The 24,937-nt window shown below is 29.8% G+C and carries 21 protein-coding genes, 2 rRNA genes and 1 riboswitch; of the genes, 11 read left to right on the plus strand and 12 right to left on the minus strand.

What is annotated here, in order from left to right:
* Positions 1-64 precede the first annotated feature (64 nt).
* Positions 65-493, plus strand: coding sequence for a thiol-disulfide oxidoreductase DCC family protein (locus tag L0U72_RS10130; RefSeq protein WP_193700062.1), 429 nt, complete (start codon positions 65-67; stop codon positions 491-493).
* A 170-nt stretch (positions 494-663) separates the two neighbouring features.
* Here the strand turns inward: L0U72_RS10130 and L0U72_RS10135 are convergent, their stop codons facing one another.
* From L0U72_RS10135 to L0U72_RS10145, 3 genes are all read right to left on the minus strand, one after another.
* On the minus strand, positions 664-1,746 hold the full coding sequence (locus L0U72_RS10135) for a YncE family protein (RefSeq protein ID WP_101917218.1): 1,083 nt from the start codon (positions 1,744-1,746) through the stop codon (positions 664-666).
* Between the two features lie 5 nt (positions 1,747-1,751).
* On the minus strand, positions 1,752-3,662 hold the full coding sequence (locus tag L0U72_RS10140) for a TonB-dependent receptor plug domain-containing protein (RefSeq protein ID WP_233899045.1): 1,911 nt from the start codon (positions 3,660-3,662) through the stop codon (positions 1,752-1,754).
* 32 nt (positions 3,663-3,694) lie between these two features.
* Positions 3,695-3,888: riboswitch (cobalamin riboswitch) on the minus strand.
* 12 nt (positions 3,889-3,900) lie between these two features.
* On the minus strand, positions 3,901-4,839 hold the full coding sequence (locus L0U72_RS10145) for an ABC transporter substrate-binding protein (protein WP_233899046.1): 939 nt from the start codon (positions 4,837-4,839) through the stop codon (positions 3,901-3,903).
* A gap of 15 nt (positions 4,840-4,854) precedes the next feature.
* Here L0U72_RS10145 and L0U72_RS10150 point away from each other — a divergent pair, with 15 nt between their 5' ends.
* From L0U72_RS10150 to L0U72_RS10170, 5 genes are read left to right on the plus strand one after another with little or no spacing between them, the layout of a single operon-like run.
* A complete protein-coding gene (locus L0U72_RS10150) occupies positions 4,855-5,442 on the plus strand; it encodes a bifunctional adenosylcobinamide kinase/adenosylcobinamide-phosphate guanylyltransferase (protein ID WP_233899047.1) in 588 nt (195 codons plus the stop codon).
* 5 nt (positions 5,443-5,447) lie between these two features.
* The gene (gene cobT / locus L0U72_RS10155) at positions 5,448-6,488 is read left to right on the plus strand and encodes a nicotinate-nucleotide--dimethylbenzimidazole phosphoribosyltransferase (RefSeq protein WP_233899048.1); all 1,041 of its coding nucleotides are present in this window, start codon (positions 5,448-5,450) and stop codon (positions 6,486-6,488) included.
* A gap of 3 nt (positions 6,489-6,491) precedes the next feature.
* On the plus strand, positions 6,492-7,268 hold the full coding sequence (locus L0U72_RS10160) for an adenosylcobinamide-GDP ribazoletransferase (RefSeq protein ID WP_233899049.1): 777 nt from the start codon (positions 6,492-6,494) through the stop codon (positions 7,266-7,268).
* Positions 7,253-7,780 (plus strand): alpha-ribazole phosphatase, encoded by a 528-nt coding sequence (gene cobC, locus L0U72_RS10165; RefSeq protein WP_233899050.1) that lies wholly within the window; start codon positions 7,253-7,255, stop codon positions 7,778-7,780. The genes L0U72_RS10160 and cobC overlap by 16 nt, the downstream gene beginning before the upstream one ends.
* Positions 7,781-7,793: 13 nt before the next feature.
* On the plus strand, positions 7,794-8,912 hold the full coding sequence (locus L0U72_RS10170; protein WP_233899051.1) for an ABC transporter substrate-binding protein: 1,119 nt from the start codon (positions 7,794-7,796) through the stop codon (positions 8,910-8,912).
* 65 nt (positions 8,913-8,977) lie between these two features.
* Here the strand turns inward: L0U72_RS10170 and L0U72_RS10175 are convergent, their stop codons facing one another.
* The 4 genes from L0U72_RS10175 to L0U72_RS10190 form a co-directional block, all read right to left on the minus strand.
* A complete protein-coding gene (locus L0U72_RS10175; RefSeq protein ID WP_233899053.1) occupies positions 8,978-10,201 on the minus strand; it encodes a hypothetical protein in 1,224 nt (407 codons plus the stop codon).
* 23 nt (positions 10,202-10,224) lie between these two features.
* Positions 10,225-12,702 carry a M1 family metallopeptidase gene (locus tag L0U72_RS10180; RefSeq protein ID WP_233899055.1) on the minus strand — a complete coding sequence of 826 codons (2,478 nt, stop codon included), beginning with the start codon at positions 12,700-12,702 and terminating at the stop codon, positions 10,225-10,227.
* A 24-nt stretch (positions 12,703-12,726) separates the two neighbouring features.
* A complete protein-coding gene (locus L0U72_RS10185) occupies positions 12,727-13,236 on the minus strand; it encodes a DUF4252 domain-containing protein (RefSeq protein WP_198912852.1) in 510 nt (169 codons plus the stop codon).
* Positions 13,237-13,303: 67 nt separating this feature from the next.
* Positions 13,304-13,516 (minus strand): hypothetical protein, encoded by a 213-nt coding sequence (locus L0U72_RS10190; protein ID WP_233897121.1) that lies wholly within the window; start codon positions 13,514-13,516, stop codon positions 13,304-13,306.
* A gap of 233 nt (positions 13,517-13,749) precedes the next feature.
* Here L0U72_RS10190 and L0U72_RS10195 point away from each other — a divergent pair, with 233 nt between their 5' ends.
* Positions 13,750-15,273, plus strand: coding sequence for a S41 family peptidase (locus tag L0U72_RS10195; RefSeq protein ID WP_233899056.1), 1,524 nt, complete (start codon positions 13,750-13,752; stop codon positions 15,271-15,273).
* A 269-nt stretch (positions 15,274-15,542) separates the two neighbouring features.
* Here L0U72_RS10195 and L0U72_RS10200 read toward each other — a convergent pair whose 3' ends face one another.
* Positions 15,543-16,520 (minus strand): patatin-like phospholipase family protein, encoded by a 978-nt coding sequence (locus tag L0U72_RS10200; protein WP_233884748.1) that lies wholly within the window; start codon positions 16,518-16,520, stop codon positions 15,543-15,545.
* Between the two features lie 98 nt (positions 16,521-16,618).
* Between L0U72_RS10200 and L0U72_RS10205 the strand changes: the two genes are divergently transcribed.
* The 4 genes from L0U72_RS10205 (at position 16,619) to L0U72_RS10220 (ending at position 22,765) form a co-directional block, all read left to right on the plus strand.
* Positions 16,619-17,674, plus strand: coding sequence for a WD40/YVTN/BNR-like repeat-containing protein (locus L0U72_RS10205; protein ID WP_233899058.1), 1,056 nt, complete (start codon positions 16,619-16,621; stop codon positions 17,672-17,674).
* Between the two features lie 24 nt (positions 17,675-17,698).
* On the plus strand, positions 17,699-18,496 hold the full coding sequence (locus tag L0U72_RS10210) for a TrmH family RNA methyltransferase (RefSeq protein ID WP_233899060.1): 798 nt from the start codon (positions 17,699-17,701) through the stop codon (positions 18,494-18,496).
* Positions 18,497-18,577: 81 nt separating this feature from the next.
* Entirely contained in the window at positions 18,578-20,260 is a 1,683-nt protein-coding gene (locus L0U72_RS10215) for a DUF262 domain-containing protein (RefSeq protein WP_233899062.1), read from the plus strand.
* A gap of 186 nt (positions 20,261-20,446) precedes the next feature.
* Positions 20,447-22,765, plus strand: a complete 2,319-nt coding sequence (locus L0U72_RS10220; RefSeq protein ID WP_233899064.1) for a type IA DNA topoisomerase — start codon at positions 20,447-20,449, stop codon at positions 22,763-22,765.
* Here L0U72_RS10220 and L0U72_RS10225 read toward each other — a convergent pair.
* From L0U72_RS10225 to L0U72_RS10240, 4 genes are all read right to left on the minus strand, one after another.
* Positions 22,758-23,429, minus strand: a complete 672-nt coding sequence (locus tag L0U72_RS10225; RefSeq protein ID WP_233899066.1) for a TrmH family RNA methyltransferase — start codon at positions 23,427-23,429, stop codon at positions 22,758-22,760. The genes L0U72_RS10220 and L0U72_RS10225 overlap by 8 nt on opposite strands.
* Positions 23,430-23,479: 50 nt before the next feature.
* Positions 23,480-23,947 (minus strand): DUF6495 family protein, encoded by a 468-nt coding sequence (locus tag L0U72_RS10230; RefSeq protein WP_101917245.1) that lies wholly within the window; start codon positions 23,945-23,947, stop codon positions 23,480-23,482.
* Positions 23,948-24,421: 474 nt separating this feature from the next.
* Positions 24,422-24,530 (minus strand): 5S ribosomal RNA (rrf, locus tag L0U72_RS10235).
* 104 nt (positions 24,531-24,634) lie between these two features.
* Positions 24,635-24,937, minus strand: a 23S ribosomal RNA gene (locus L0U72_RS10240); the annotation flags it as partial.

A 24,937-nucleotide genomic window follows, 5' to 3' on the forward strand; every position in this document is an offset into this window, starting at 1 on the left:
ATAAGATTCTTTAATATCTTAAAGATTCTTAAATTTCATTTAATATTCATCTAATTTACTAAAAATGTTTCGTGATTATAAAAATCATAAAAAAATAATTTTGTTTGATGGCGTTTGTAATTTTTGCAATTCTTGGGTTTTAAAAGTCATCAAATTAGATAAGAAAAATCAGTTTGTTTTTGCGTCTTTACAGTCTGAAATTGGCAAAAAAATAACCACGCATTTAGGAATTGATGCTACAAAAATTGATTCGATTATTTTGTACGAACCGAATATTTCGTATGACATAAAATCGACAGCGGTTTTAAAAATCATGGTTTCTTTTGGTGGTTTTTGGCGATTATTTTCAATTTTGACTTTTCTCCCTGAAGGTTTTCGAAATTATTGTTATGATTTTATTGCCAAAAATCGTTATAAATGGTTTGGAAAAAGGGAAAAATGTATTCTTCCTAGTGAAGAATTCAAAACCGAAATAAAGCAAAAATTTTTATAAAAAACAACCCCACTTAAAAAGCAAGCGGGGTTGTTTAAATCGGGGGATTAACTTGTAAAAAAAATGGGGGACTTCTTACACTCTTTTTCTTTTATTCGCTTTTTTCTTCTTCCCTCTCTTCTTCTTTTATTTTTTTAGCTTCTTAATTTTTATAAAAAAAAGAACTTTTTTTAGTTATTAAAATAAATTTTTGAAGCTCCTAAACCAACAGGAGAAGTATATATTTCTGATTTCGTGTTTACATCAAATACTTTTAATTTACTTAATTTTGTAAATGCGTATTCCACGGTAAATAATTGATTTTGTTTTACATTCATTCCATAAATTGCTCCAACATTGATACCTTCTGTTGCTAATTTTGTAGCAGTTTCATTTATTGAATGTACTTTTTTATCTTTACCAGTATAATAATATACATTTCCATTTTGATACGTCATTAAACTCGCATTTTCCATTTTCGGGAATGCTAATTCTTTAACTACCTTTTTAGTTGATACATTAATAAACGAAATTGCAGCAGTTGTTCTGTCAATAACTTTTGACCAATCGGCATTATAAACAGGTTTTCCTTCTGATAAAACAATTAAATTTCCAGCGTTATCAAAAGCCATTTCATCTGGATTATCTTTTACGATAATTTTTGAAACACTATTTTTAGCATTTAAATCAACTACAGAAATAATATTACTTGACGACCAAGCTCCTTTGTGAGAAACATATAATTTATTATCTTTATTTAAAATTTGTTCTACACCATTTTCTAACGAAATAGTTGTTGGTTCAATTTTATTTGTTTTTAAATTGATAATTGCGATATAATCATCTTTGGTATTTCCACCATCACCCCAATTGGTAACGTATCCTTTATCGCCTACAACCGTCATATATCTAGGATTTTTTAATCCTGATTTAATTTCGGCTTTTTTCTTAAAAGTTGTTTTATCAGCAATAATAATCGTATTTACATCATTTAAAATAATATAAGCTTCTGTATCGGTAAATGTGATTGATTGAATTAATCCACCTAATTGTGCATTATTTTCGCCAGTATAAATAAAATTTGTGGCAACGTTTGACAAGGCATTATCTACGTACGCAATCGAGCCGTCTTTGTCTCCAAAGTTCCCTTCCGAACTTATAATAATTCCTTTTTTATATTCAACAAGAAATTCTTTTTCGTCTTCATCTTTAGCACAAGAAGTAAGCAGTAAATTTGCTAAAAAGAGGGCTAAAAGTAGTTTTGTAATTTTCATTTTTTTTAAAATTTATAGTTAATATTGATGTTAAAATTTGTTCCAGGCATCGGGCGTAAGTTTGAGAAATAATACACTTTATTAAAGATATTATTTACGGTAATCCCAAGTATTGGAAGTTTTGTTGTTTTTGTTGATAAGTTAAAATTAAGTCCTATATTTTGCACATTTACTTTTTTGAGTGCATAAAAATCTAAATTTATTTCGTTGGTATATACTTTTGTTTGATATAAACTTTGTAGAAAAACGCTAATTTTATTATAGGAATAATCGGCTGTAAAATTCCATAAATGCTTGGGGGCGTAGGGCAAAATTTTATTATTTTCGATATTTTTAGCAGTTGTAAACGTGTAATTTGATGAAATAGCAAATCGATGGTCTGCTATTTTTTTTTGAAAACTGATAAAAGATTCTATTCCTTTATGAACTACGTCGTTTACATTTTTTGGTCGCCATAAATTACTACCTCCAGCGGGCAACCAAAGAATTTTATCATTAATATGAATATAAAATAAGGTTGATTTTAACTCGATATTTTTATTTTTATAAGAGATTCCTGTTTCTCCCTGAACCGAATTTTCTGGTACTAAGTGTAAGTTTCCTACTATCGGCCAATACATTTCGTTATACGTTGGCACTCTGTAATTGGTGGAAAAATTAGCTAGTATTTTCAATTCTGAAGCTATTTGATATTCACTTGCGATAAATACAGAAAATGGCACATTAAAATCAGAATTAAGTTCTTTTCTTAGTTGTAAACTTGTTTTTATTTTTTTGATAGGTTGATATTTCACACTTCCGATAAAGGCTAGTGAATTTCTTTTTTTTGTTCTTTCTGAATTATTTGCTGAATTATTTGCTGAATTATTTCCAATAATATTTTCAAAAACAGTTTTATAATTGAAGGATAGAATATTTGATGATTTATAGGTTACATCATAATTAATATGCGTTGTTTTTGATTTTCCATAACTAAAATCGGTAGCATTTTTATTGGTATAATATCGATATTCTTGGGTTAAATAGGCGATATTTAGTAGCTGTTTAAACTGTGAAGAATACTTATAATTCCATTGTAATAAATTACGTTGATTAAAATCTTCATTTCGTTCACTTCCTGCTGATGGATTTGGTAAACCATCTGAAAATAACCGATTTCCGTAATATTTTGTGGTATAAAAAGCGAGTTTATTTTTTGAATTAAATTGATGTGCGATATTAAAATTAACGCCATAATTTTTATAATTTCCATTTTGATTTTTCAACAAATCACCATTTATATCTTTATATCGTTTATCGATAAATGTATAATCGTTTTGAGAATAATTAAAGGTTGATGCTAATTTTACGCTCCATTTTTGATCACCAAAAGAACTTTTAAAAAAATTAGAAGTCGTATTAAAACTTCCATAAGAAGAGAATAAATGAAATTTCTTGTGTTTCTTAAAATTAATTTCATCATTTAAATGTACAGTTCCTCCAATAGCTCCTGAACCAAACTCTGTACTATTTCCACCACTTTGCACAACTATATTATCACTAATACTTGCTGATAATGCATTAAAATCTGTTTGACCGCTACCAATTGAATTAATAGGAATACCATTCCATAAAACTAATGTATTAGAAGCTGATGTTCCTCTAAATCGGGCGGTACTAACTCCTCCATTTCCGTAATCTCTAAAGGCTATCGGGCTATTATAACGTAAAAGATTGGTTAAATTAAGTGGATTTTTAACACGTTGTTTATCCGTAATTTTTATTGATTTTACGCTTATTCGATTACTATTATTACTTTTAATTTTTCCTTTATCGGCAAGCACGACCACCTCAGCTAAAACATTCGTTATCGAATCTTTTTGAGCAAAAGAATAAAATGTAATAAAAAATAATATAAAAAGTGCGTATTTTTTCATAAATATATTAAAAACCTTTATCCCGAAAGTTTGAATTATTTAAAATATAGGCAGGTCTCCTGGCTTGCGTCTTGTAATTTGTCTTCCCATTTAAAAAACAGTGACTTAAAGAGTAATTACAAGCTTAATAGCTTACAGTTGCGGGAACAGCTTCGGTATTTAACCGAATTCCCTTTTAATTTGATGTTACTAATGAAACATCAAAACCTAAAATTTTGCGCAAATTTATGCTATTTTATTAAGAATCTAGCATCAATAAATCATTATAGTTCGAAAACTTAACAGTAAGCTCACTTGATACCTCAAAATAATTCGGATGAATCATTGCTGCTAAACACGCAATACCATCAACTAAAGTACTTGCTGATGATTGGGTAAACATGGCAAAATCAGCAATAAAAACCTGTTTATTTTTAACAGCTTTTAAAGAACTCCATTCTGGTTTATCCTCTAAAAATCGCATATCTTCCATTGTTCGTGAAATTCCGTAACCACACGGAGCAATTATTAATATCGCTGGATTATATTTTACAATTTTATCCCAAGAAATAACAATACTATCTCCTGACGGATGCGATAATAAATCGATACCACCAGCATATCCTATTTGATGAGGAATCCAATGTCCACAATTAAACAACGGATCAATCCATTCTAAAAGCATTACACTTTTAGATTGTATGCTGTTTGCTCGTTGTGTATCGACTATATTGTAAATACGCTCTTTAAGTTTTTGTACATATTTAATTCCTACCGATTCTTTTCCCATCGCTTTGGCTATAGTTAAAGCATTCTCAAAAACATCGTCTAAAGAATTTGGAGTTATAGAAATTAAAGTTGGTTGTTTTGCTAATTTACAAGCAGATTTTGCAACAGATTCTGTATCTATTTGACAAACATCGCATACATCTTGCGTAAAAATTACATCTGGAGCAATACTTTCTAAAACAGGTTCATCAACATAATACAATGTACCTCCTTCTGCTTTTGTTTTAGAAAATATGGTGTTAATTTCATCACTAGTTAAAGTTTGTCCTTCTAACTTATATTTAACAGCTACCTGTTTTTCTTTTAGTGCAATTGCAGGACATTCAAATGTTACACCTTCTAAATATTCTTGTAATCCCATATCATAAATCATTTGGGTTACTGCTGGCATAAATGAGGAAACTTTCATGAAAATATATTTTAAGTGGCTAAATTACATAGTTATCAAGTATTATTCTCTTTTTCTAAAAAATGTTTACAATCTTTGCCGTCAATTTATTTCTTTACTATGATGTATTATATCTCTGGCGGAGAACGTTCAGGAAAAAGTAGCTATGCGCAACAATTAGCAGAATCATTATCTAACAATCCTTATTATTTAGCAACTTCAAGAATTTGGGATGCCGATTTTAAAAAACGTGTAGACAGACATATTTCTGATAGAGATGAACGTTGGACTACTATTGAAGAAGAAAAAAACATTAGCAATGTTATTCCTAAAAATGCAACTGTCGTTATTGATTGCGTTACTTTATGGCTGACTAATTTTTATTTAGATACTAAAAATGATGTTCAAGAAAGTTTAAAATTAGCAACCAATGAAATTGACAAACTAGTTGAAATTGATGCAACTATTATTATCATATCTAATGAAATAGGAATGGGTTTACATGCCGATACTCAAATTGGCAGAAAATTTACCGAATTACAAGGATGGGTAAATCAATATATTGCTAAAAAAGCAGATAAAGCTACTTTTATAGTATCTGGTTTACCACTAACTTTAAAATAAATAAAATGTATTCTACGGAAATAACACCACTTTCAGAAACGCTAAAAACAGCACTTGAAGATAAAATTAATTTTAAAACAAAACCAATTGGCTCGTTAGGAGTTTTAGAAGAAATTGCCTTACAAATAGGACAAATTCAAAACAGCCTTACTCCTACTTTATCAAAACCAAGTATTGTTGTTTTTGCTGGTGATCATGGAATTGTGAAATCGAACCCTGTAAGTCCTTATCCGCAGGAAGTAACGCAACAAATGGTGTTAAACTTCTTAAGTAACGGAGCAGCAATTAACGTTTTTTGTAATCAGAATGATATCAATTTAAAAATTGTTGATGCAGGTGTAAATGCTGATTTTGAATCAAACATAAATTTGATATCAGCAAAAATAGCTAAAGGAACAAAAGATTATAGTATTGAAAAAGCAATGACCACAGCCGAGTGTTTATCAGCTTTAGATAAAGGAAAAAAACTAGTTACAGAATTACATAAACAAGGAACAAATACCATTGGTTTTGGCGAAATGGGAATTGGAAACACTTCTGCTGCTTCTTTATTAATGAGTTATTTTACAAATACATCGATTGAAAGTTGTGTTGGAAAAGGTACTGGCTTAGATGATTCTGGAGTTCTTAAAAAAGCTGACATTCTTAAAAATGCATTTAATTTACATCAAAAAAACATTAAAAACCCAATAGATGCTTTGGCTACTTTTGGTGGTTTTGAAATTGTAATGATGTGCGGAGCTATGTTAGAAGCAGCATCTTTAAAAATGACCATTTTAGTAGATGGATTTATTGTTACTTCGGCTTTATTAGCTGCACAAGCTATCAATAAAAATGTTTTAGATTACTGTATTTTTTGCCATACATCAGGCGAACAAGGTCATGAAAAAATGTTACAATTTTTAAACGTAAAACCGCTGTTAAATATTGGTTTACGTTTAGGCGAAGGAACTGGTAGTGCTATTGCTTTTCCTATTGTAAAATCGGCTGTTAGTTTTTTAAATGAAATGGCAACTTTTAAAAGTGCAAATATATCTGAAGCTTAATTTATGAAAAATCAAATTCATTATTTTTTAACTGCTGTCTTATTTTTCACGAGAATTCCTTGCCCTAAATGGGTAAATCATTCTCCTGAAATTTTAAATAAAAGCAGTCGTTATTTCTCGTTAGTTGGTATTGTTATTGGTGTAATATCTGCATTAGTTTATGTTGGTGCATCTTTTTTATTCAATCCAAGTATTGCACTTGTTTTTAGTTTAATTGCTTCTGTTTGGACAACAGGTGCTTTTCATGAAGATGGTTTTGCTGATGTTTGCGACGGTTTTGGTGGCGGATGGACGAAAGATAAAATTTTAACTATCATGAAAGATTCTCGATTAGGAACTTATGGTGTTGTGGGAATTGTTGCGCTTTTATCAATAAAAACATTAAGTTTATACGAACTATTACAATTCAATAATTCGATTAAAACAATTCCTTTATTATTGATTTCAGGACATGCTATTAGCCGATTTATCGCAACTATTTTATTATACACACACGAATATGTAAGAGATATTGACACGGCTAAAGTAAAACCTACTACTCAAAAAATGAGTACAAAAGCACTAATTATTTCTGGTTTCTTCGGAATAGCACCACTTGTGTTTTTTCAAGATATTAGAGTATTTGCAGTACTAATTCCTTTGTTTTTAACGTATTTATACATGGGAAGTTTTTTCAAAAAATGGATTGGCGGGCAAACTGGCGATTGTGCTGGTGCATTGCAACAAGTATCCGAAGTTATTTTTTATTTATCAATAATAATTATATGGAAATTATTTTAGTCAGACATACGACTCCAAATATTGAAAAAGGAGTTTGCTACGGACAAGCAGATATTGGCGTTATCGATACTTTTTTAGAAGAAATACGCCCAATTTTAAAAGAAGTTCCTGTAAAGGATTCCGAAACCGTTTATTATTCAAGTCCTTTACAGCGATGTAAATTATTAGCAGAACAATTATCTGATACTATTATTTTTGATGATAGATTAAAAGAACTCGATTTTGGAGATTGGGAACTAAAAAAATGGGATGATATCAATAAACCTGAGTTAGATATTTGGATGAACGATTTTGTAAATATTACCGTTACAAATGGCGAATCTTATATTGATTTACATACAAGAACGGTTCAATTTTTAAATGATATTAAAAAGCTAAAAAAACAACGTGTTGTTATTGTTACCCACGCTGGAGTAATCAGAAGTTTGTGGGCTTATGTAAACAATATTTCTTTAGAAAATTCTTTCGATTTAAAGTTAAAGTACGGAGATATTATAAAATTCACACTATAATTCAATCATCAAAATGAAACATTTTTTAATACTTATTATTCTTTCACTGTTTTTTATCCAATGTAAAAAATCAGAAGAAAAAAACAGCAAAAAAATAATAACCAACCAAAAAAGCACTATTAAACATGCAAAAGGTTTTGATATTATTACTGAAAATAATGAGAAAAAATTAATCATTAAAAAAGTGTTTCAAAATTCAGACAAACAGTTTGAATTTACACTTACCAATAAAACAGATATTTCTAAAAATCAACTAAAAGTTCCTGTTGAAAAATTAGTCGTTACCAGCACCACACACATACCGATGCTAGAACTTTTAAATAGTGAAAATAAATTAGTCGGATTTCCACACGCTAAATATATTTCATCAGAAAAAACAAGAAAAAGAATTGACAACGGAAAAATAGTTGAACTTGGTATGGAACAAAGTATGAACACCGAAAAACTACTAGATTTACAACCCGAATTAGTTGTTGGTTTTTCTTTACATCCAAATAGTAAATTATACAAAAACATCAAAAAAGCAGGTATTCCTGTTGTTTTTAATGGCGATTGGCTAGAAGAAACACCTTTAGGAAGAGCAGAATGGATTAAATTTTTCGGAGTACTTTTAAATAAAGAAAAACAAGCCGACAGTATTTTTAATACCATTGAAAAAAATTATTTAGAAGCCAAAAAAACAGCTAAAAAAAGCACTAATTATCCAACAATTTTATCGGGAAGTATGTTTAAAGAAGTTTGGAATGTTCCTGGAGGAAATAGTTTTATCGCTACTTTTTTTAAGGATGCACATTTAAATTATCTTTGGAAAGAAACCAAAAGCACAGGAAGTTTACAATTAAGTTTTGAAAGTGCTTTAGATAAAGGAAAAAAAGCTGATTATTGGATTGGTTGCGGCTTATACGAAACAACAGCACAATTATTAAATGCTAATAAACATTATAAAGAATTCGATGCTTTAAAAAACGAAAGCACTTATACTATCGGTACAAAAAAAGGAAAAACAGGTGGACTTATCTATTTTGAATTAGCGCCAATCAGACCTGATTTAGTTTTAAAAGATATCATCAAAATTACAAATCCAAAAGCTTTACCTAATTATAAATTAACATTTTTTGAGAGAATAAAATAACCTTATTAAAACTAAAAAACTCCTGTTTATAACAGGAGTTTTTTTAGTTTAAAGTTTTAAAACAGTTAGTTTCTAAATTTATTTCGAGTAATAATATGCTTAAATTTCTTTTTCAAATCATTTCCTGTGTCGTAAATCATTTGTTCATTTGATGGAAAATTTACAGATTTCAATACCGTTAAATTAAAAAAAGATTCCTCTAAAGCTCTTCTATCGCCATTATAATCGGCGTAAGTATGCTCAAAAACAAATTCACTTTCGATAGGGAAACGCTCTAGTAATTGATTTGTTTGATTATCAAAATATTTTACAATTCCTGAAACTTTACAACTTTTAAACTGCGTAAAATGATATAATTGACAACGAATTGTTCTAAAATTAGCGACTTTTATTTTAACACCTAAACTATCTTTTACATAACCGCCATTATTATTTTTCAAATATTTAAAGCCGTCTTGAACTTGTTTTTCTTTGGTAATTTCTTTTTCGTGAATTTGTTCGGGAGAAATATCGATATTTCTTAAATTTAATTCCAAATCAAAATCATAGTTTACCAAATTATTTTTTTTAGCATGATAAACCGTCCATAAGTTGTTTAATCCATACGTATCTATTGCTAACAAATCATCTTCAAGCCTTCTTGGTATCACCTGATTTGTTTGGTTATTTAAGGATAAAAAAATATAATCTGTTCCTTTTAAATGCGCTTGTTTTTGTAAATCGTTGGTGTTTTTATAATTTGGAGATATTTTATTTAACTGCGTAAAAGTATCAAATGCTTTTCTATAATTCATTTTATTTTGATAGCCTTTATTTAACAAATTAACGGCATTTTCATATAAATAATTAGCATAATTTTCTTTGGCCTGAATAATTTGAGCATCATAATTTTGTAAATTAAAATTTACATTTTTATTTGTTTTGATATTTTTGAGAGGCAAGAGTGGTTTTATTTTTTCTTGTCTATTTTTCAAGCGATTATATAGGGTATAAATAGTTTCTAAATTTGCCGAATTTTCTTCTTTTTTCAGATACGCTATTTTAGCTAAATCACTATCGGTTGCTTTTTTAAAGGCATTTTTAAGTATTAGAACGTAGGGTTGATTTTTCGCTTTAAATTTATTTTTCGCTAATTTTTTAATTGATAATGCCATTGCTTTTTCATAATCTCCAGAGTTAAGTGCTTTGGCTGTATTTTTGACGCTATTACAAGAAATCGTTAAAAATATTGTTAGAAACAATGTTACAATTATGTTTGTAAAAAATAGCTTTGTTGTCTTTTTTTTCATCAGTTTTATAGGTTGATTTTTAATTACTGTAACAATTTAGCCATGGCTATTTTAGCAATTTCAATATTTTTAAGTTTGGTTGGTTGCTTTGCTATTTTTTGTTTCTGAACTACTTGACGCAATAAATTCACGCCAACTTTATCAAAATTATATTGTTTGTATTGTGTTCCTTTCGCGACAATATCATCAGCTAAATTTCTGATTGCTTCGGTATTGTTACTACTAGCAATTTTATCGTATGCTTTTTTGTAGAGCGATTGTATTTTTTTATCCTGACTTAAAAACATTCCTTCGATTACATTTCCAGCGATAAACGGGAGTTCTTCCTGATTATTTTCATCTAAATAAATACGTGTTAAGGGCGTTGCGATAATTTTTTTAACATCGACAGGGAGTGTTTTTGATTTTTGAATTGCCAATTTTTTATCTATATAATAGATGGCAACTAATGATTTTCCTAAAACGGCATAGGATTCACTTTGCAAACCTTTTTGAAAAACGGGTTTTAATTCAGGATTTGTTAATTTCCCTAACGTTTCGATGGCACTTGCTTTTACTAATGTTTTCGGGTCATTTGTGGCGATTTTTTTAATATTTTCGATTACATTTTTTTTAGTATTTTTATTTGCCAGATTGATATTTTCTAAGGCTAAAATTCTAATTTTATAGAAATCATCATTTAAAGCATCTGCGATTGCATTAAACGCTTTTTTATCATCTTGATATTTAGCAACCTCCACTAAAGCTTCTTTTTTATGTTGATAATTCTCAGCGTATTTTAATTGATTGATATAATCGCTTAACACTTTATTTTCGGTGATATCGCATAGTAAAACGCCATCGGCATTTACTTGAATAAAAGTTGGTTGCGTTACAAACGGAAATGTAAATGAAGCGTCTTTACTTTCTACAAAAACAGTATGGCGTGTTATTTTTTGTGATTTTTGTGATTTTCCTTCTTCAAGAATATCAATAACAAAAGGAAATTTAAAGGTATTTTCTTGCTCTTGTTTAATATTTACGGTTACTGTTTTTCGTAATTTATTATAGTCGTAGGAAACGGCTAATTTCGGATGTCCGCTATTAAAATACCATTGATTAAAAAACCAATTTAAGTCTTTTCCGCTTACTTTTTCGAAAGCCAAACGCAACTGATGTGCCTCTGCAGTACTGTATTTATTGGTAGTTAAATACGTATTTAAACCTGCGTAAAAAGCGTCATCGCCTAGATAATTACGCAACATATGTAAAATCGCACCGCCTTTGTTATAGCTAACGGCATCAAACATATCTTCTTTATCATGGTAGTTAAATCGCACTAAATGTTTATCAAAATTCTGCCCATTTTTATAGGCTTCAATATCTTCTAATAAATGTGCATCGGCATCATTTTTTCCATATTTGTACTCACGCCATAAATACTCGCTATAATTGGCAAAACTTTCGTTGACGGTTAAATTACTCCAACTCTCTGCCGTTACTAAATTCCCAAACCAATGATGAAAAGCTTCATGAGCAATGGTATTTTCATGGATATTTTCATCAATTAATTGCCCTGGCATTTGATACGCTTTTTCGCCATGAATTACCGCCGTTGTGTTTTCCATAGCACCACTTACGTAATCTCTTCCTACGATTTGTGCATATTTATTCCACGGATATTCGATTCCTGTAATTTTCGAGAAAAAAGCTAACATTTCAGGTGTATTTCCAAAAATTGCTTTTGCGTGTGGAGCATATTTTTTTTCTACATAATAATCAACGGGAATATTTTTGTAATTGTCTTTGATAATTTCATATTCCCCTACGCCCATAAAAAATAAATACGGTGCGTGTTTTTGTTTGAAATTCCAATAATCGGTTCTTGTTCCGTTGTTATTTTTTTGTTGATTTTCTAATTTCCCATTGGATAATGTTACGTATTTATTAGGAACGGTTATATAAATTTCTTGGGAAGTTTTTTGATTTGGCGCATCAATTGTGGGAAACCAGCAACTACTTGCTTCGGTTTCTCCTTGTGTCCAGATTTGTGTTGGTTTATTTTTATCCAAGCCTGTTGGGTTTATAAAATACAATCCTTTTGCCGATGTAATTGCATTACTTCCTTTTTGTTGAACTTTTTCAGGACGTGCCGTATATTTTATATAAATCGTAAATTCTTCGGATTTTTTATAGCTTCGAGGCAAGTCGATAATCAATTTAGAGTCATCATAATTATAGGCTAATTTCTGATTATTCATACTTATTTGATGAATAATCATGGCTTTTGCATCTAAGGTAATTTTATCGGTTTGATAAAAATGTGGTTTTACCGTTAGCCATTCTTCGCCGTTTAATTGTTTTTCTTTAAAATTAAAATCGACCTTTAATTTTGTATGAATTAAATCGTGAATTTTAGCTGTTTCGGCTTTATAAATTGTCGCAGATTGCGAAAATAAGGCACTACTTAAAAAAGATATTAGGACTATAGAAATTGATGTAAAAGCTTTTTGAAACTTCATAAAACTAGGCTATTTTATTTATTTTTATTTAGAAAAAGTATCGGCTATTTTAGACATTTTATTCATATCAATAATTCCTGTTAAAGAAACAATAATAGATTCTGGTGTTCCTTTTTCGGTATTTTTATCTTTGATAAATAATAATACTTCGCTTACAAAATTTTTATTTTCTGTTGATTTGACATAAATTTTAACACGAGAATTTTGGTCATTTGCTCGCATAAGTGCTACCAATTTATTTTTAACGACGGTTTGCTGCACCATTTTTTCCATTTGGGTAGCGATGCTGGTATTTTTTGTTGAAAACATTTTTAATTCTTCTAACTCTTTAATCATCGTAAAGATTTCGATAGCTTCATTATCATCAGCATCGACTTTAAATTTTGATAGAATCTCGAAGGCATCTTTATTAACAATTACGGATGAAACTTCTTCAATATTTTCTAATTTATCAAAGATTGATTGTCCAAAACTGGTTATGGAGATGCTTATAAAAGCAAGTAAAACGAGTGTATTTTTTATATATTTTTTCATAATTAATTTAGTATTATTTTGATGTTATTTTATTTTTTTAGTTGTTTTTTTGTGTATTTTTTTTTGATTATTTGACAGCATTTATCACTTTCTGAACTGTTTTTTCGTAGGTATTTAAGTATTGTAATGCTTGATTTCCTTTATTTAAATTGACGGCAACTAACTTGAGTGCTTCTGTTATTTCTGCTATTTTTTTTCGTTGTTGATACTCCTTATATTTTTGATTTCCTATCGATAAAACACCTAATATTACAACTGATACTAAGACTGATACTATCATTTTTCTATATTTTTTCATCATTATTTAGTATTTTTTGAGTGTTTTTAATATTTTATTTTTTGATAGAAAGGAATCATAAGTACGAAAATCGACACCTAATATTCATTCAAATTCAATGCCATGTTGATACATAAATTAATATTTTAGTATTGGGGCTAAATTATTTCAAAAATATTTAAAAATATACTATTATTGATTAAATTGCGTTTATCTTATACGTTAATATATTCCTTATGAAATTACTAAAAGCATGTATCATTCCATTTTTTGAATCTTTTTTCGGACGATTTTCCGCTCGATTTCCCTTCCGATTTCTTTCCTTATTTTTAGTTAGTTTCTCACTAATAACCCTAGTATCTTGTAGTGAAAAAGAAAGTACGCCTGAGAATATCGAAATTCAACATTTTGTATGGCGTGGTTTAAATGCCTTTTATTTATGGCAAGATAAAATTCCCGATTTATCGGATACACGTTTTAAAAACGATGTTGAATTAAACACTTATTTAGCTAGCTTTGAGAACCCTACGGATTTATTTTACAGTTCTTTATCGATGAATGATGAATATCCGAAGAATCCGAATAGTACTTATTCTTGGATTGTTGAGGATTATATTGCGTTAGAAAATTCATTTCAAAGTATCCGATTAACCACAGGAATGAAAATAAAAGCGATAAATTATGCTGATGGTTCGGCAAAATATTACGTCTATGTATATGATGTTTCCAAAGGTTCAGATGCCGATACTAAAGGTATCAAACGAGGCATGCTTATAAATCAAGTGAATGGCACTGAAATCACGAAAGATAATATTAATGATTTATTTAATCAAGCGTCATTTACAATACATTTAGCTGATTATCAACAAGGAAATCCTGTTAGTAATGGCAGAACTGTTTTATTAACAACAAGTCAAGTTACAGAAAATCCGATACAACAAGCCAAAGTAATTACACAGGGAAGTAACAGAATTGGGTATTTATTATACAATCAATTTTCGAGTTCTTTTGATGAAGCTTTAAACGCCGAATTTTTAAATTTTAAAAATGAAGCAATTACCGATTTAATTGTTGATTTGCGTTACAACGGCGGAGGTTCTGTACAATCTGCGAGTTATTTAGCTCAAATGATTACAGGTCAATTTACAGGTGAATTATTTTCAAAACAAGTTTGGAATCATAAAGTAAATGCCAATTTCAGCCCTGATTTTTTCAACAATAATTTTACGGATAAAATCATCAATAAAGATAATCAAGGAACTATTGTTTCAGAAAAAAACATCGAAGGATTACATTTAAATAGGGTTTATTTTATTGTTTCTGGAAATTCTGCTTCTGCTTCTGAGCTTGTTATCAATGGATTAAAACCTTATATTGATGTCAAATTAGTTGGGACACAAACCTACGGAAAACATGTCGGTTCAATAACTTTGTACGATTCGGATAATTTTATGCGTACTGGCGAAAATTTAAAAACCAGTCATACTTGGGCAATGCAACCGATTGTTTTGGAGATTCAAAATAAAAAGGGCGAAAACAAACCTAATGGATTTATTCCAGAAGTTATCATACAAGAAACTCCGAATGCGTTAGGTATTTTGGGCGATTCGAGCGAGCCTTTATTAGCAAAAACAATTGAATATATTACCAAAGGAGCTAGAGAAAGTGTGCCATCAAAAAGAATTTTTCCAAAATCTTTTGTTTGGGATTCATCAATGAAAAATCCTGATTATAATACGATGTATGTTGATTTTAAGTAAAAAAATCTAGCATTTACAATATAAAATCCAGCTTTATCGCTGGATTTTTAGTTTTAGAGCCTGTTTAAAAATTAAATTATCGTCATGCTGAATTTATTTCAGCATCGCACAAGGCTAATAACTGTGGCAAATCAGGATGCGAAACTGAAATAAATTCAGTTTGACGGATTCGATTTTCTATTTTTATACTATAAAACTTTTTTAAATGAAATTTAAATAGGCTCTTCGTTTTTTATTGAGTTATTGAGTTTTTTTATGCTGATTGATACTTAATTAAAATTATTTTCGATGTTTTCAATATTTTCTAAGCCTTCTTCAATTTCTTGATTTTCGAGCATTTCAGGTCTAAAAGGGGTCATTTTTTCTTCGTCTAATTTTTTGGCGTATAAATAACCAGATTTCCACCATTTGGTCATTAATTTTTTATCAAAAACTAAGGTATTTGTGGTTAAAACCGTGGGCGTATAATATAAATTTAGTTGCACATCGTGATGTTTTGCTGATAATTTACCAATCGTAATATTATGACGTTCAACATTTTCGAGCATAAAATCAAAAACATCGAGCATTAACGAAAACGGGTTTTTAGCAGGAATTCGATTAATTTGTGTTACTTCAGTTTCTAAAATAATGGCATCAATTTCTTTTGCCCCACGTAAAATTGCTTCTCGAATCGGGATTAAACTTCCAAAACCGCCATCGGCATATTGACAATTATTTTTTTCTAGCAAGCTCATAAAAGGCACGTAATTGCACGAACCCCAAATCCAATCGCAAAAATCTTCGTAGGTACATGCAGAAATCGCTTTGTATTCAATTTGATTTGCTGTTAAATTCGACAAAGTAACTACGACTTCTTTATTATCATTTCGAATTTGATGGTACATTTCTCTAGTAACATTTTTTTTAATCAGTTTTCGTAAATTTTTGCTTTCGCCAAAAGTTTTTCTGCCGTTTAAAAAGTTCCAAAATGTATTTATATGCCGAATAGAAATAACTTTTTCGCCATGCACGGTTTTTATTTTAAAAGGACTGTTGCTAAAAATTGCTTTTTGATCAACATTGGTATATAATTCCTTTAAGCCATCAACATCATTGAGCGCCAAGTGCGATACCATTAAACTTCCTGTTGATGTTCCTAAAAACAGATCGTAATCTTTCTTTTTATCTTTGATTAAAAACTCTGCAACACCGCCTGCAAAGGCACCTTTACTTCCACCTCCAGAAATTACCAATGCTTTTTTCATGTATTTTTTTACTATTTTTTTTTGATATTTTCTTGCTGTTTCTATGCTGATAATCAACTTGGTTTTGTTAATTTTAGCCTTGTAAAAATATCAAAAAAATGAAACATTTCACTATTTTAATTTTAATCTTATTTAGTTATTTTTCTTGTAAAGAAACTTCTGAAAAAACAGGAATTATCAGAAATTTTAAAACGATTCAAATTAATGAATTTGAACAAAAAAGCACGAGTATTCGGGCGATAAAATCGATTAGTGAAAAAGAGGTGATTTATGCAGGGTCGAACGGAATTATCGGTACGACTAAAAATGGTGGTACTTCTTGGGAGTACAAAAAACTACGTTATCAGGACACGATTATTCCTGATTTTAGAAGTATTGCCGTAAATAATAAAAATATTTTTGCTTTATCGATTGAAAACCCTGCGTTGTTGTATCAAATAAATTCAGATACTACAAAGATTGTGTATTCTGAAAAACATCCGAAAGTATTTTACAATAGTTTACATTTTTTTGCTGATAAAAAACACGGAATTGCCGTGGGCGATCCAACAGAAAATGGTGCTTCTATCCTTTTAACTTCTGATGGTGGAAATTCTTGGCAAAAATTATCCTATAAAAAATCTCCAAAACTAGCAGAAGGAGAAGCTTTTTTTGCCGCAAGTAATACCAATATTGCAATTGTTAAAAATACCGTTTGGATTGGTACAGGTGGTAAAAAAGCACGTGTTTTAAAATCTACGGATTTTGGAAATTCTTGGCATATTTTTGATACGCCAATTATCCAAGGAAATATAGGTGATGGCATTTATTCTATTGCTTTTTATGATAAAAATAACGGTATTATTATGGGTGGAAATTACACAAAACCAACCGATAATTGTGCCAATAAAGCCATTACTATTGATGGTGGAAAAACATGGAAATTAGTAGCTAAAAATCAAAATCCTAGCTTTAAAAGTTGTGTGCAATATGTACCAAATTCCGATGGAAAAGAAATTTTTGCAGTAGGAAAAACAGGAATTTCATTTTCTAATGATGGCGGAATTTCTTGGCAAAAAGTAAGTGAAAAAAATTATTATGCCATCGGTTTTATTGATAAAAATACGGCTTGGTTATCTGGTGATAAAAAAATAGGAAAACTAATTTTAAAATAAGTATAATTAGGTATTTTTGTTTCTATGAAACAAATCAGCAGTATCCAAAATCCTTATATTAAAGAGTTATTAAAACTTCAAGATAAATCTCGGGAGCGAAAAAAGAAAGGCTTATTTTTAGTCGAAGGACAACGTGAAATTTCGTTAGTTATCAAAGGAAATTATCAAATAGAAACGCTTTTATTTGTCCCTGAAATGTTTTCTTCTGATGCTTTAAAAACTATTAAAGTAGCGACTGCTACTTGTATTGAAATTACCAAAGAAATTTATCAAAAAATCGCCTATCGTGATACTACCGAAGGTGTAATTGCTGTTGTAAAATCTAAAGATTTTAGTATAAATTTAATTCAATTTAAAACAGAAAACCCACTAGTTTTGGTATTAGAAAGTATTGAAAAACCTGGAAATATCGGTGCAATGCTTCGTACTGCCGATGCTGCAAATGTCGATGCTGTTTTTATAGCAAACCCAAAAACAGATTTATTCAATCCGAATATTGTACGCTCTAGTGTGGGTTGTGTTTTCACCAATCAAATTGGCGTTGGAACATCCGAAGAAATTATTGCTTTTTTACAAGAAAATAATATCAATATTTACAGTGCAACCTTGCAAAATCCGAACGAATATCATAAAAACGACTATACAAAATCAACAGCATTAGTTGTTGGTACAGAAGCCACGGGTTTAACCCAAATTTGGCGTGAAAAAGCCACACAAAACATCAATATTCCAATGCAAGGGCAAATAGATTCGATGAATGTTTCCGTAGCCGCCGCAATTTTAACTTTTGAAGCAAAACGACAACGAGCGTTTAAGATTTAGCACAAATTTTGTTTTTATTGATGGTTTTATTTCTCTAATATATCATTTTAAATTCCTATTTTTATAAAAAAAATTAGAAAAATGAAACCTTCAACAACAGTAAAACAAATGCTCGCTGGAAATAAAATTCATGTTCCAAGTTATCAAAGAGCCTATTCTTGGGAAACAGAATTCGATACTAAAAAACCATCAAAACAAGTAAATACTTTTATTACCGATTTAGAAAATTACAATAAAAGTAGCACAAAATCAAAATATTATTTTGGTCATTTTCTATTTGAAGAACAGTCTGAAAATACCTTCGGAATTATTGACGGACAACAACGTATGACAACGATTGTTATATTTCTTTCTGCATTATTTAAACGATTAAAAGAAATTAGACCTTTAAATGATACCGAAGAAGAAATTTTTGAAGATATTATAAAAAGACGAAATACATATCGATTTGAAACGGTTGATTATGATAAACAACTTTTTAAAGATTATGTGATCGACCAATCTAAAAAAGACAAAAACGGACTTGAAACAACATCTGCAAAAAGAATTGTAGAGGCTTTTGATTTTTTTACTGCTATTTTTTCTGATAAAAACGAACACTATTTACTTGAAATGTTAAATACTGTTCAAAACGCATCGTGTACAACGCATCCTGTAAAAGATGAATCCGAAGCAATTCAAATGTTTATTTTTCAAAATAATAGGGGAAAAAAACCTTCGAATTTAGAAATTATAAAAGCGCAATTTATGTTTAATGTTCACCTGTATGGCGGTGAAGAAAAAGCTTCTTTAATTGATGAAATTAAAACTCGATTTGAGAAAATATATAAATCAATTTCATCAATAGAATACCTAATTAATGAAGACGATATTTTAACTTATACGCTTCGTGTACACTTCAATTCACTTTGGGAAACAAATGCGATTGAAAGATTGAATAAACTAATTTCCGAAGAAAACCCAATTCCTTTTATACAAGCATTTACGCAATCGTTAGCAAATAGTTTTGAACATTTAAACACCTTTTTCGGAAAAGATGAAAGAGATAATTTAGAAATTCATTCTCTTGTAACCCTTGGTGGAATTGGTATTGCGATACCTTTTTTAATTAAAGCGTATCAATTTGGTTTGCCGATACAAGAAATTAATCAACTATCTTCTAATTTAGAATCGATTATTTTACGACACCGATTAATTGGTACTAGAGCTGATATTACCTCAAGAATAAATGATGTTTATCAAAATTTCACACTTGAAAACCCGAATATAACGCCAATTATTGACAGAATTCAATGGATGAAAACAACAGAAGATTGGTGGTGGGCATATTGGAATGATGCTGAATTAAAACGCTCTTTACAAGGAAATATCCGTCATAAAACTTCTAAATTTTTACTTTGGAAATATGAAAATAATTTAGAATCTAAAGGAAAAAATGGCTATACTCCTACTCGTTTTGATAAAATTACAAATCCTGAATTAGAACATATTGCTCCACAAACTGAAAATCCTGAAAAAGGATATGATACTTATGATGAAACATTTATAAATGAATCTCTAAATTGTTTAGGTAATTATTTATTAGTTTCTAAATCTCATAATTGTTCTGTGGGAAATAAACCATTTATCGAAAAAAGAGACAGCTATAAACATTCCGAACAACAGCGTGAAATTCAAGAAATGACAAAAGAAAATTTACGTTGGACAAAAGAAAATATTCAATATAGAAAAGATAAAATTACTAGCTTTTTAATGGGTAATTAATGAAAAACGTGTAGTAAAATTATTGAAATAAATTACTGAATAAAAAATGTAAAAGTCTGTTTGAAAATTTAAACAGGCTTTTGCATTTTTAGGTATTTAAACTTATATGAAATCTAAAATTAGTTTTCATTCAAACCAATTTATTTTAGTAATTTCGAAGCTCTAAAAATCGAATAAATAAAACAAATGAAAGTCTGTATTGCCGAAAAACCAAGTGTAGCAAGAGAAATTGCGAATATATTAGGAGCGAATACCAAGCGAGATGGCTATTTTGAAGGAAATGGTTATGCGGTAACCTACACTTTTGGGCATTTGTGCACACTTTTAGAACCCAAAGATTACAAACCACATTGGAAAAGTTGGGATTTAAATAATTTACCGATGCTACCCGACCATTTTAATACTAAAGTTACTGGTGATGAAGGTATTCAAAAACAATTTAAAATTGTAAAATCATTATTTGACAAAGCCGATGTCGTTATTAATTGTGGCGATGCAGGAACGGAAGGAGAATTAATACAACGCTGGGTTATAAATCAAGCAGGTTATAAAGGCGAAGTACAACGTTTATGGATTTCATCGCTAACCGAAGAAGCAATTCGAGAAGGTTTTGAGAATTTAAAACCCGCATCACAATACGATAATTTATATTACGCAGGTTTTTCACGTGCCATCGGCGATTGGTTATTAGGCTTAAATGCCACCCGATTATACACTGTTAAATTTGGTGGATACAAACAAGTTTTATCCGTAGGAAGAGTGCAAACGCCTACTCTTGCGATGCTCGTTAATCGATTTAAAGAGATTCAAAATTTTAAATCACAGCCATATTGGGAATTACAAACCTTATATAGAGACACGCTTTTTAGCTACGAAGAAGGTCGTTTTTTTAAAAAAGCAGCAGGGCAAATTTTTGCTGATAAAGTAAAAGAAAGTGATTTTGAAATTACTTCAGTAACCAAGAAAAAAGGAAAAGAATACGCTCCTAAATTATTTGATTTAACAGGGTTACAAGTATATTGTAATACTAAATTTGGCTTTTCTGCGGATGAAACATTAAAAATGGTTCAAAAGCTTTATGAAATGAAAGTCGTAACTTATCCAAGAGTTGATACTACTTTTTTACCCAACGATGTGTACCCAAAAATAGCAGGGATTTTAGGGAAATTAACCAATTTTAATACCTTAACAAAACCATTATTAGGTCAGAAAATAAAGAAATCTAAAAAGGTTTTTGATGATAAAAAAGTAACCGATCACCACGCGATTATTCCTACTGGGATTCAAAATAATTTACCTTATAATCAGCAACAAGTGTACGATATTATTACCCGTCGTTTTATTGCTGTTTTTTATCCTGAAAGTGATGTTTCTAATACTTCTGTGATTGGAAAAGTTGGTGATATATCCTTCAAAACAAGTGGAAAAGAAATTTTATCAAAAGGATGGCGTATTGTTTTTGAAGATGAAAATAACACCAAAAAAACGACAACTAACGTATTACCAACTTTTGTAAAAGGGGAAAAAGGAACGCATGAACCTAGTTTTTTACAAAAAGAAACCAAACCGCCACGAAATTACACCGAAGCAAGTTTATTACGTTCTATGGAAACTGCTGGAAAACAAGTTGATGATGATGAAATGCGTGAATTAATGAAGGAAAACGGAATTGGTCGTCCATCAACTCGTGCAAGTATTATTGAAACTTTATTCCGAAGAAAATATATTGAACGTCAGAAAAAACTGGTAATTCCAACTAAAACAGGAATTGATTTAATTGATTTAATTGATAATGAATTATTAAAATCAGCAGAACTTACAGGACTTTGGGAAAAACGTTTAAAAGAAATTGAACGTGGCGAATTTAATGCTGGAACATTTATCAATAATATGAAAAAAATGGTGGATGAATTGGTTTATGAAGTACGTTCAAGTAACAAAACAAAACGAATTTCTTCTGAAAATGAAATACCTAACTCAAATATAAAAGAAAAAAAAGCTGTTACAGCTAAAAAAATAATTAAAACAATCGTTGGTAAAGAATGTCCAAAATGTAAAAAAGGGCAGCTATTAAAAGGAAGTACCGCTTACGGATGTTCGAGTTATAAAACTGGTTGTAGTTTTACATTACCTTTTAGTTTTATGGATAAAAAAATATCTGAAAATCAATTAATTCGCTTGCTCGACAAAGGCTGTACCACTAATTTAAAAGGTTTCATAAAAAGCAATGAAAAAGTAGAAGGCTTAGTTCGTTTTGATGAAAATTTCAACTTAAAACTAGAAGAAAAACAAATAGTAGTTGAAAAAAATACACAAACAAATACTGATAAAATTCCGTGTCCGAAATGTAAAAAAGGAATGGTTATAAAAGGAAAATCTGCTTACGGATGTTCTGATTATAAAAACGGTTGTGATTTTGTATTTACGTTCGATAACATCAAAAAAATAGCCAACGGACAAGCGTTGACTAAAGACTTGGTTTTAAATATTATTAGTACTAATTAAGTTCTTTATGATAATATTCAATTAATTTATCAGGATTTTTTATCGTGTTTTTTATCCATTGAAAATACAAAACACGCTGTTCTTCTTTGCTTAATTTCCAGTCGATATTTGTTTTACGCAAACGTGCTGTAACATCGTTCAACGTGATTGCAGCCGCTACCGAAATATTTAAACTTTCGGTAAAACCAACCATCGGAATTTTTAAAAAACCATCAGCTTCTTGTTTTATATACTCGGAAATTCCATCTTTTTCAGCACCAAATACAAATGCCGATTTTTTAGTAACATCAAAATCAGATAATACACAAGAATCCGTGTGTGGCGTTGTACCAATTATCTGATACCCTTTTGCACGTAAATCTTGTAAACAAGCTTTTGTATTGTCTCCATCTTCTTTGTATCTGTTGATGTTTAACCATTTTTGACTTCCTTTTGCGACGTGTCGAGATACTTTATTGGTAAATCTATTTTCAATAGCATATACATCTTGAACTCCAAAAATATCACAACTTCTGACTACGGCACTTGCATTATGAGGTTGATAAATATCTTCTAAAACAACGGTAAAATGACGTGTTCTTTCATTCAGAACGTTATTAAATGTTTCTTTTCTTTTATCGGTAATAAAACTTTCTAAATATGCTAATAATCCTTGGTCAATCATATTGCAAAAATACTGAAAAAATAATTTTATATTTTATTTTTAAGATATGATTACGACGTTAATTTATTAAAATAGGTAAATATTTCTCCTTTTGATATTGAGCTTCCTTTTTCGATTAGGTCAAAAATTTCTTGATTTCTTTCTTTATTATATTTTTTAGTTCCTGTAAAAAGTTCTATTTTTTCATGATTAGGGTTTTTCATTAACCATTCAAAACCTTGTTGTTCTAGCAGATTTATATTTTTATCGATGGTAATCATAATTCGATGGATTTCATTTTCATCGCATTTAAATAGATTGACCATTTTTGGTGAAAAATGTTCTAAATATTGGGTTTTGGTGAGTACATCATCCCACACGACATCGCTAAAAACGTTCATTTCATCTTGTGCGACTGTTGGTTTTTGTTCTTTTAATTCTTTCCATTCTTTAGCATCTATAGTTTGTGATGCTAAAAAACGAGCAAATTCTTGGTGTAATCCTTCAAATTGTTCTTTGGTGAGTTGTCTATACTTCATTTGGCAATTTTAATAATAAATTAGCAGATATATTAAATATTTCATTATTTTTTATTTGAAGCTATTCCCGCTTTCCGCACTCGCTTTTTTTTGAAAAAAAATCAAAAAAAGAGCTCAAACAAAGCTTCAATCGGGGCTAAGTCTATTTATTGAGTTTCGGTAAATTCATAAATTAGTTTTTATTTATGAAAGCCAGTCATTTCAAAGAATCTTTTTAACAGATACGCGTAGTAATTATTAGAGTCTGTTTAAATTTTATCTGAAAAAAAAATATCAGAGAAAAATAAGAAATAGAATCCGTCAACTTGAATTTGAATTTATTTCAGTTTCACATCCTCATTTGCCATTTTCCATAGTTTTTACGATGCTAAAATAAATTCAGTATGATGTTTATAGATTAAAAAAGAGCTTTAATCATTTCTTTCAGTTTAGCACAAAAAAAAACCTCAATCTTTTTAGATTGAGGTTTTAAAAGAAAGGCAACGACCTACTCTCCCACCATTGGCAGTACCATCGGCGCAAATGGGCTTAACTTCTCTGTTCGGGATGGAAAGAGGTGAGCCCCATTGCGATAATCACCTTAAAATGTTTCAGTATATTTCAACTGTATAAGTTAACATATTGGTAAAAATTATATCGTAAATAATCAAAAGAGTTGGTGCTTGCGCTCGAAAGAGCGCAAGACTTCTACATAAGCCTATGGGTTATTAGTACTACTTGGCTATGACATTACTGCCTTTACACCTATAGCCTATCAACGTGGTAATCTTCCACGACCCTTAAAAGAAATCTCATCTTGTGGTGGGTTTCGCGCTTATATGCTTTCAGCGCTTATCCCNTTCGTGGTTTTTTACAAGTAAGTAGTGCCATGACACGCGATAAAGTATCTTTTAATTTGCATCCTGTGGATATTGCTAATTTTATATCCGTATTAAAAAGACACAAAGAGAAGAAAGGACCAAGGGCGATAAAATATATTTTAAAACCTGG

The sequence above is a fragment of the Tenacibaculum piscium genome, from assembly GCF_021390755.1.
GTDB lineage: Bacteria > Bacteroidota > Bacteroidia > Flavobacteriales > Flavobacteriaceae > Polaribacter > Polaribacter piscius.

Coding starts and splice junctions, on each gene's coding strand:
- L0U72_RS10130 (WP_193700062.1), top strand. CDS start 65: ATGTTTCGTGATTATAAAAATCATAAAAAAATAATTTTGTTTGATGGC.
- L0U72_RS10135 (WP_101917218.1), bottom strand. CDS start 1,746: ATGAAAATTACAAAACTACTTTTAGCCCTCTTTTTAGCAAATTTACTG.
- L0U72_RS10140 (WP_233899045.1), bottom strand. CDS start 3,662: ATGAAAAAATACGCACTTTTTATATTATTTTTTATTACATTTTATTCT.
- L0U72_RS10145 (WP_233899046.1), bottom strand. CDS start 4,839: ATGAAAGTTTCCTCATTTATGCCAGCAGTAACCCAAATGATTTATGAT.
- cobT (WP_233899048.1), top strand. CDS start 5,448: ATGTATTCTACGGAAATAACACCACTTTCAGAAACGCTAAAAACAGCA.
- L0U72_RS10160 (WP_233899049.1), top strand. CDS start 6,492: ATGAAAAATCAAATTCATTATTTTTTAACTGCTGTCTTATTTTTCACG.
- cobC (WP_233899050.1), top strand. CDS start 7,253: ATGGAAATTATTTTAGTCAGACATACGACTCCAAATATTGAAAAAGGA.
- L0U72_RS10170 (WP_233899051.1), top strand. CDS start 7,794: ATGAAACATTTTTTAATACTTATTATTCTTTCACTGTTTTTTATCCAA.
- L0U72_RS10175 (WP_233899053.1), bottom strand. CDS start 10,201: ATGAAAAAAAAGACAACAAAGCTATTTTTTACAAACATAATTGTAACA.
- L0U72_RS10180 (WP_233899055.1), bottom strand. CDS start 12,702: ATGAAGTTTCAAAAAGCTTTTACATCAATTTCTATAGTCCTAATATCT.
- L0U72_RS10185 (WP_198912852.1), bottom strand. CDS start 13,236: ATGAAAAAATATATAAAAAATACACTCGTTTTACTTGCTTTTATAAGC.
- L0U72_RS10190 (WP_233897121.1), bottom strand. CDS start 13,516: ATGATAGTATCAGTCTTAGTATCAGTTGTAATATTAGGTGTTTTATCG.
- L0U72_RS10195 (WP_233899056.1), top strand. CDS start 13,750: ATGAAATTACTAAAAGCATGTATCATTCCATTTTTTGAATCTTTTTTC.
- L0U72_RS10200 (WP_233884748.1), bottom strand. CDS start 16,520: ATGAAAAAAGCATTGGTAATTTCTGGAGGTGGAAGTAAAGGTGCCTTT.
- L0U72_RS10205 (WP_233899058.1), top strand. CDS start 16,619: ATGAAACATTTCACTATTTTAATTTTAATCTTATTTAGTTATTTTTCT.
- L0U72_RS10210 (WP_233899060.1), top strand. CDS start 17,699: ATGAAACAAATCAGCAGTATCCAAAATCCTTATATTAAAGAGTTATTA.
- L0U72_RS10215 (WP_233899062.1), top strand. CDS start 18,578: ATGAAACCTTCAACAACAGTAAAACAAATGCTCGCTGGAAATAAAATT.
- L0U72_RS10220 (WP_233899064.1), top strand. CDS start 20,447: ATGAAAGTCTGTATTGCCGAAAAACCAAGTGTAGCAAGAGAAATTGCG.
- L0U72_RS10225 (WP_233899066.1), bottom strand. CDS start 23,429: ATGATTGACCAAGGATTATTAGCATATTTAGAAAGTTTTATTACCGAT.
- L0U72_RS10230 (WP_101917245.1), bottom strand. CDS start 23,947: ATGAAGTATAGACAACTCACCAAAGAACAATTTGAAGGATTACACCAA.